General features: G+C 41.1%; 5 protein-coding genes and 1 pseudogene. 2 read left to right on the top strand and 4 right to left on the bottom strand.

What is annotated here, in order from left to right; translation table 11 throughout:
• Nucleotides 1–2,237 (top strand): HEAT repeat domain-containing protein (locus tag H6S82_RS15940; protein WP_191056410.1); only part of this gene is annotated, 2,237 nt, incomplete at its 5' end.
• 67 nt (nt 2,238–2,304) lie between these two features.
• On the opposite strand, the gene H6S82_RS34385 is transcribed toward H6S82_RS15940, so the two are convergent.
• Nucleotides 2,305–2,844, bottom strand: coding sequence for a GNAT family N-acetyltransferase (locus H6S82_RS34385; RefSeq protein WP_322111947.1), 540 nt, complete (start codon nt 2,842–2,844; stop codon nt 2,305–2,307).
• 6 nt (nt 2,845–2,850) lie between these two features.
• A complete protein-coding gene (locus H6S82_RS15930) occupies nt 2,851–3,099 on the bottom strand; it encodes a hypothetical protein (RefSeq protein ID WP_190467868.1) in 249 nt (82 codons plus the stop codon).
• A gap of 49 nt (nt 3,100–3,148) precedes the next feature.
• On the opposite strand from H6S82_RS15930, the gene H6S82_RS34085 reads away from it, so the two are divergent.
• The gene (locus tag H6S82_RS34085) at nt 3,149–3,277 is read left to right on the top strand and encodes a hypothetical protein (protein ID WP_255512262.1); all 129 of its coding nucleotides are present in this window, start codon (nt 3,149–3,151) and stop codon (nt 3,275–3,277) included.
• A gap of 5 nt (nt 3,278–3,282) precedes the next feature.
• Here the strand turns inward: H6S82_RS34085 and H6S82_RS15925 are convergent, their stop codons facing one another.
• Both H6S82_RS15925 and H6S82_RS15920 read right to left on the bottom strand, forming a co-directional pair.
• Complete coding sequence (locus tag H6S82_RS15925) at nt 3,283–4,947, bottom strand: AarF/ABC1/UbiB kinase family protein (RefSeq protein ID WP_190467871.1); 1,665 nt, start codon at nt 4,945–4,947, stop codon at nt 3,283–3,285.
• A gap of 245 nt (nt 4,948–5,192) precedes the next feature.
• Nucleotides 5,193–5,628: pseudogene (locus H6S82_RS15920) on the bottom strand (mannose-1-phosphate guanylyltransferase); the annotation flags it as partial.

Below are 5,628 nucleotides of genomic sequence, written 5' to 3'. Positions count from 1 at the left end.
ATCGGGAATCTAGAACGGATGAACCTGTTTATGCTTTCTTTCATCCGACGTTTCAGGAATATTTTGCTGCTTTGGCGATCGATGATTGGCACTTCTTCCTTAACCACGACAACGAAAATCCTAACCCATTTAAGAAACATAACAATAAAGATTGCGTATACCGCATTTTTGAGCGACAGTGGAAAGAGGTGATTTTGCTTTGGTTAGGGCGACCAGAGGAACAAATGAAACAGCAAAAAGAGAAGATTATCAATAATTTGGTAGACTTTGAGGATGGATGTGGCTCTTTTTATTCTTTTTATTATTATCGAGCATATTTTCTTGCATCATCAGCAATTGCAGAGTTTTCCGAGCATACTTTGGCAGATCAAATTGTAAGGGAAATTGTCTATTGGAACGTTAGGGCTCCTTTTCCTATTAGAGATGCAGCCAGGGAAGTAATGAAAGAAATTGAAAAGGAGAGAGTAATCTCTGCTTTACGCGAATGGCTCGATCGTACCAATGATAAGGATGAATTTCACCGTTTAGAAGCTGCTTATAGCCTATTGGAAATAGACTCTAGCAATCAAATTGCAATTAATGCTTTAATCCAGTTAATTAAGGCTGGTATACCTTTCAGCCAACAAGCTGCCGATGTTTTGGCGCGAATTGGCAAAAGTAATCAAATTATTATTAACTCATTAGAACAGGTTATTCAAAATCATCATTGTGAACAAAGTCGAACAATAGCTGCTTTGTGCTTAGCAAAAATTAATCCAGGTAGCAGAACTGCACTTGAGGTTTTAGTCCAAATTATTCAAAACTATGAAGATAAAGAATTATACTGGGAAGCAGCTTATATCTTGGCGGAAGTAGATCCTAATAATCAGACCGCAATACTTTCTTTAATCGAGCTAGTCAAAACATTCCCAGCAGAAGATAGCGCATTCACTCGAAATCAACATGGTGCTAATAATGAGCGATTAAACAAGATTACAAATGGTGTATTACTTATGTCACCTTGCGATTATCTCTGTCCGTCTGTATCTTTTTTCTTAATGCTGTTTGACTGGCAGAAGCTAAAGGACTATCCCGCCGCTATTAATGCCTTAGTGAAGTTGCTCGAAACTACTCCATCTGAGTATTTACGTATGCAAGCAGCTGAAAGATTAGGAGAAATAGACAGAGATAATCAAACAGCAATTATAACGCTAGTAGAGCTAATCCAGGCTACAAATAATGAGAATATCCGTTGCAAAGCAGCTTCAATCTTGGGGAAAATAGGCAAAGGTAATCAAACAGCGATCGCCGCTCTTATGCAGATGCTTGAAAATCCTGAATATGACCTCACTCGTCTATCAACTGCTTATAACTTAGGGTTAGTTGACCCTGGAAATTCCACAGCGATTAACTTTTTAGTCAACTTAATCCAGACAACTGATGATATAGACACTTTTATCAAAGGGGTTAGTAGTTTAGTAAAAATAGACCCTTGTAATGAGACTGCGATATCATTCCTACTTGAAGTGGTTAACATTACCAAGGATGAAGGCACTCTTCTCGATACCTTTAACTGCTTGTGGAAAATCAAGTCACAGAAGTATTTCCCAAAAGTGGTAACAGCGTTAAAGGGTTACTTAAAACCTGAATATTTGAAAAATCCTGCTCCGTTGTTTGAGGATGCCTACTACGTCATCTGGCATTGCGCTCAAAACATGAGTTATCCAGACTTTTATCGCGCTTGGCATAATTTACCACCCTGCACACATCCAGAAGCACCCGATAACATCCCAGTTGGTAACTCCTCCACTACTCAACGCCTCAACTTTACCCAACTTCCTTCAATTCTTCGTTCTGCCATTGCTGAAGATGAAGAACTAAATCAAGCAGTACAACTAATTTGCATTGATGGTAGCCAATTTAGCGACCAAAATAACCCTGCCACTGATATATACATCGAAATGGTAGAACAAGGTTGTCCAGAACAGCAGGAAGAACCAAGCACAATGCAGCAGCTTAAAAAATACTGGCGGCTACGTTTGAAAAACTTAGAAAAACGAGTTGCTTTACTATTCTACAACTCGAAAGCCGATCGCGAATTCAGCGAAACTTGCCTAACTGCGCTGAGTACGTTTGGAGGTGCGATCGCAATCATAACCACTCAACGCTGTGAAAATGTAAAACTTATTTCTCCCAACGATCCAGATCTCATCGATGCGGTTTTAAAGTGGCTGAGACGAGATGTTTTAGAAAGTTGAAAAGAAATTTTGGGAAAAGTGCGATCGCGCTTTTTCCCATCTTATACCTATTTCTTCTTTAGCTACTCTATTTGTCTTCTATATCAATATTAAGTGCTTGTTTAAATGTCTCCATAGTCAGATAAAGAGACAGGGGAATATTCGGCAATTCCTGAAAACCAAACTTTTTGTAAAATCTCTTAGCTTCTTCATCTATGGCATCAACTCTAACGGCAAAAATACCGATCAGTTGAGATATGTTAACTGCCTTTTCTAAAGCATGGAATAACAGATGCTTTCCTAAACCTCTTCCTTGCATTGATAAATCTACAGCTAGTTTACCAATTAGGATAACTGGCATGGGATATCTGGGTAAATTTTCCCTCAGTTGTGCGGGTAATTGTTCACTAGCGATCGCACCTGCACAGCAGGAATAATAGCCAGCTACGATCTGAGTATTTTCAGATGAAAAAGCTACAAAAGTTTTGCTTATTCCGTTTAGGTCGTTTTTCAGCGCATATTGTTTTAAATAACGATCTAGTTCTGCGTTCCCAGAATTAAAACGGTCTTTTCTAAGACTACTAGCACTACGCCCTATAGCATCTATTGGAGAGATAACCCAACTCACAATTGTTTACTCTTTAGACGCACGACACTCTTTCACTAAAGCAATTAAACCCTCTGAAGGTTCCGGTGGATTTAACATCGTATTTATTACCATTTCCCAATCACTTTCTGACACTTGCAAAATTGGATTACCAAAAGCTGCTGGCCCGTTTATAATAGCATCTGCTTCTGCAATGAATTCTTCCAGCAGAAATAAATAAGCATACCAATTCAGTTTTATTACCGTACTACCTGGAGTTTTAACAAGTGATAACATTGTGTTTTTTGGTAATTTAGTTACATAGTAATTATATCCTATTTAAACTATGACTATCTCACCGATCGCTACTACCATAGAAAGGCTCTCTAGCATGACTGCTCTATTTTATCACCTTTCTAGATGTTGGCGATCGCTCACCGGATATGATATTTGTCCGATCGTAGAAGTGAGCTAATTTAGTTAAAACCGCTTCCGCCAAGACCTCATAATACTAATAATCAACCACAACCCCAAGAAACTCGCAGCTGCAAATAACCCCGTACTCAAAAAAGATAGCTGACTTGTCTGCGCGTTCGTAGAAATAATCGCCGCACCCATAATCAGCGAACCTACTAAAATGCTAAACGATAGCCTATTTGCGGAATCATCTAAACTGCGACGCATCAAATCCAGGTCTTTTATCGTGATATTCCACTTTAATGTTTCGGTGGTGATTCTGTCTAACAGCAATTCGACTTGGCGGGGAGATTCCAGCGACAAACTCTTGAGATCCAAAGCTGTTCTCAACAATGTTTGCAGGGGGTTATCTCCTAACAATTGCCTGCGGAACAAATCTGTCAGCAAAGGTTTAACTTCGTCTAGCAGATTCACCTCTGGGTCAAATATCCGTCCCGCACCTTCTAAGTTGGCGATCGCTTTCGCATATAAACCCATATTGCTGGGCAATCTTATCTTATTATCGCGGGCAACTTGCAGCACTTCATAAAACACTTTACTGAAGTTGATTTCCGACAAATTTCTGTTATAATACTTCCGCAACATTCGGTCATAATCGTTTTCCAACTTAGCCAAATTAGTCGATTTCGCTGCTTCCGCTAATTGCAAAGTTAACTGACTGCAACGCTGGGCGTCCATATCGACGATCGCTAACAGCATCTCCGTCAAAATTTGCTGGCTGCGCGGGTCTAACCTCCCCATCAAACCGCAATCCAGCAAAGCAACTCGGCCATCTTTCAGATAAAATATATTGCCGGGATGGGGGTCGGCGTGAAAAAATCCATCTATATATAGTTGTTGGATAAAAGCGCGGAATAAAAGTCTTGTCACCTGCCGTCTTTTTTCTGCCGGAGAAACTTGTTTACCGTTATTCCCATTTTCCTCATTTGTGAAAGTTGCCGATAAAAGCGGCACTCCATCCATCCATTCTAAAACGAGTAACCTTTGCGTAGTTACATCCCAGTGAACTTGCGGAACTACCAATTGTTTGGGGTCAAACCAGCGACTCACAGACATATTGCGCCGCAGTTGATCTGTGTAGCTCGCTTCTTTGGTAAAATCTAATTCATCCTGCAACGCATTGGTGAATTCTTCCGCTAAACCTTTGAAATCGTAGGTTTGACCGAAGTCGGTGCGATCGACTAATTCGGCGACAAACCGGATTAAATTGATGTCTTGTTCGACAACGACATCAATTCCAGGACGCTGAACTTTCAATGCGACATCGCGTCCATCTGCTAAAGTGGCTTTATGAGTTTGCGCGATCGAACCGGCAGCAACTGCTCTAGGATTGATCGAAGTAAAGACTTCTTCTAAAGGCTGGCGCAACTCTTGACGCAGTACAGTTTCGATCTCTACCCAAGGTACTGGCGGTACATCGTCTTGCAGAGTCGATAATTCTTCTATATAAGATGATGGCAAAAGGTCGGGACGAGTGCTGAGCAACTGTCCCAATTTTACATAAACAGGGCCTAATTCTACCAATATTTTACGGAGAACTGCTGGCGGCGGCAACTGCGGCTCATCGGCTTTACCACCAGTAAGCAGCCGTCGCATATAGTCCCACCCATTGCGGAGGACAACTTCGATGATATCGCGCTGACGAGAAACGCTTTGAGTTAAAAACATAGTTGGTAAGTCAAAAGTCAAAAGTCAAAAGTCAAAAGTCAAAAGTCAAAATTTTATAATGACTGCTAACTAATGACGAATATTGATAAGTGTTATTTGGGCTACAGATTTTTTGCGGCTGGATATTAGGAACCGAAAAAATTAGCCACACTTAAGTTGTAGCTGAAAACCAATACTCTTGCATCTGCCAAGAGTTTTAATGATTAGGGAAACTTTTCTTCTCCCTAGCCCCTAACCCCTAACCCCTAGAGTAGATCTGTGAACTTTGGATCGTCTTGCAGTTTTTTGAGAACCTGCTTAATCTCCTGGGTGCGGTCTTTTTTCACGATCAGGGTAACATTGCGATCGCGCACGATCACCACATCCTCCAACCCAATAGTAACGATCGTCTCATCCTCCCCATTGGCGTAGATAATTGACCCCTTTGTATCCAATCCTACATGAGTAGCTAACTCCACATTCAGCTTATCGCCTTTGAGCAAACGTTCGATCGCATTCCAATCGCCCAAATCATCCCAGCCGAAAGACGCCGGTAACACATACGCCAGATTTGTTTTCTCCATCAAAGCGTAATCGATACTCTTCTTCGGCAATTGCGGATAAGCAATTACACTTTTTTCTGCCAAAGGATAGATGATTTCCGGCGCGTGGGTGCGGAGTTCCTGGAGGACAACCCCAGCG

This window comes from Planktothrix sp. FACHB-1355, from assembly GCF_014748295.1.
Taxonomy (GTDB): Bacteria; Cyanobacteriota; Cyanobacteriia; order Cyanobacteriales; family Aerosakkonemataceae; genus Aerosakkonema; species Aerosakkonema funiforme_A.
Note: the sequence above shows the minus strand (reverse complement) of the source record. Positions and strands in the feature narration are given on the sequence as shown.